At 34.5% G+C, this 2,499-nt stretch carries 3 protein-coding genes; all 3 read left to right on the top strand.

Translation table 11 applies throughout. The features are described 5' to 3' along the window. Window positions 1–789: RNA-binding protein (locus FOT98_RS29960; RefSeq protein WP_144291210.1), on the top strand; the 789-nt coding region annotated here is incomplete at its 5' end. A 9-nt stretch (window positions 790–798) separates the two neighbouring features. Further along, window positions 799–1,725: a hypothetical protein gene (locus tag FOT98_RS29955; protein WP_001259102.1), complete on the top strand. Its 927-nt coding sequence runs from the start codon at window positions 799–801 to the stop codon at window positions 1,723–1,725. Between the two features lie 248 nt (window positions 1,726–1,973). Next, a complete protein-coding gene (locus FOT98_RS29950; RefSeq protein WP_002020034.1) occupies window positions 1,974–2,237 on the top strand; it encodes a hypothetical protein in 264 nt (87 codons plus the stop codon). The last annotated feature ends 262 nt before the right edge of the window (window positions 2,238–2,499 follow it).

The following is a 2,499-nucleotide window of genomic DNA, read 5'->3' as shown; positions in this document are numbered from 1 at the left end:
GAAAAGCTATTCCCAACTAAAAACGGAAAGTCTGAGCGTATACAAGTACTTACAATGCAAATTGGTACTCATACAACAGCATATTGCCCCATTACAGAGGCAGGTATAAATGTTCCTAAAAATCCTCAATGGCTAGTTGGTAGAACCAAGCCTTTAATCATTGAACACTTCCAAAAAACGGAGGAAGGCAACTTTGCTGTTGTATCTATCACTGCAGGAGAATTGGCACTTCAAAAAAGATTATATGAAGAAGTGACAGCGCAAGAGGGCAACAAGGTATACACAGGAACCGTTTCAGGACATATCCCATCTGCACAAACAGTCTTAGTTGAAGTACACGGTGTAACAATAGGTGTACGGTACTCACACTGGTCCTATACATTCGTCCGTCCGGAGGATATTGTCATTGGTGATGTTGTAGAACTTATCATCGATAAAGTAGGGGAAAAGAATGGCCGTTATGAATTTAGAGGAAATAAAAAGAAACTAGAAACAGATCCAATTGAAAAGTTGTTAGAACTAAAGAAACGCCGTGACCGATTTGTAGGTAAAATTGTAGGGGTAGACGCTATTGCGGGTATTTTCGTAGAGGTTGCACCAGGAATTCAGTTTAAAGGACTTAAGAGCCGTAATCTTGCTAATCCAACTGTAGAAGATGCGAAAAATCAAACGATTGTTACATGTGAGCTGCTTAATATCGACGCGAAAAATAGAAAAGGTACAGTGCGTATCCTAAATTATCCGCAGGGACAAAGTAAAAAAACTAATTCGTCAATTTTCCAATTTTAATGGATGACTATGCGTACAATAGAGAAACAATTGCCCACTTATGTCCCTTCTATTCCTCATTTATCAAGTGAGGATGTACAGGGACTTCAAATATATCGGATACATGAACTGGATAAAACCTATGTATTCCATTCTTTTGACGAATTGGTTAAGTTTAAGCAGCGTTTAACAGAAGAACAGTATACCTTACTTGCTTTCATTGGTGTTCATACATCTGTTCGATTTAATCATTTATTATATTTATTTAAGGATAAATATTCTCGTAAGAAAATAAATGATGCACTTCAAGGATTACTTTACTACCGTCTAATTGAAAAATGGCAAGTGGAGAGTTTTGAAATGGAGATCTTTGAAGAAACATATACGTTATCCGACAATGGTTACAAATTTTTAAAATACTGGCAAGGAAATATGTTCTTCTTTGCCCCAGAACGAATTGATAATCACGGTAAATATGTTCACTTACGTTATTGGCACGATATAGAATTAATCTGCCACCTGCGTTATGCTCCATCGTTTTTAGGTCATATTATGCATCCATCTATTAGTAAAGGGGTTTTTACCCCTCCTTTAAGTTTTGCAGTGCAAGGCGGAGTAAATCACATATTTAATTTCGTTGTATACTCCACTCTACTAACAGATAAAAAGGATCGTTTAAAACGAATTATTGCTCGATGGAAAGATTTCGTAGAATCAGGAAAAGATGTTATTATGCAAGATTTAGGAAACAATCCTACAGTGTTAGTTATCTATGTTTCTACTGAAAACCAAGCAAAGCAAATTAATAATGAACTATTACTCGACCTGCTCCCTGGTAAAGTATTGTTATGTATAGGAGAAACCTTGCATATACAAGGATTACAACATGCATTTTACCAGCCCCTTGCAGAAGGAGAGATTAAACAATTAAATACAAAGCTATTCGCAACAAACTAAGCCGCCCTTACAAGCTATTGATTCATTTTAAAGGGTGGCTTGTTTGTTATATAAAAAAGCGTGGAATATTTAAAAAAAATTTAAGAAAACGAATTATCCTGTATCTCCCTCTATACAAATTACGGATTTTACGAAATAATATTCTTTGACACCTTTATACAGAAAAACAATATATACAAATATAAACATTCGTGTAAAGGAATATATTTGAAAGGAGTAACAAATTGCTACGTATACAACGAGGGTACATGTATGATCCAGATGATAATGAGGTCATTGTGAACGAAATTTTCTACAACGCTGCATCCGAACAAAAGTTAGGAAGCAAAATGGGTGTGTTTTCTGCAGACAAACTACCTACTTCCATTTTTAAAAAAGTTCAAGAAAACGAAAGTATGTCTTATATGGAAAGTATGGAAGTAGAAGAACAAACCATTCCAGAAATACTATGTCATTTAGACCAAAATCAAAAACCAGAAAAACTTTATTTTGAAATGCAGTACATGGTGTAACAACAAGAACTGAAATAAGAGGGGATTTATAAACGTTGAAACAGGGGCATTATTATATGGTACATAAAACAACTATATATAAATTCCCTTCTTATTTTTGTTTCCTTAAAACAATTGAATATGATATAAAAATAGATTAATATATAACTATATTTATTGTTTAATTGATTCCGTTTATTCCCACACCTTTTTTGTGTTGTGGTTGAGTTGTAGAAGCAAGTTGCGTCTTGTTTCATTTGTGAAAGGGCTTCTTTGAGCCGAT

This window comes from Bacillus sp. HY001, from assembly GCF_007558965.1.
Taxonomy (GTDB): Bacteria; Bacillota; Bacilli; order Bacillales; family Bacillaceae_G; genus Bacillus_A; species Bacillus_A mobilis.
This window is presented reverse-complemented; position numbering and strand designations above follow the sequence as displayed.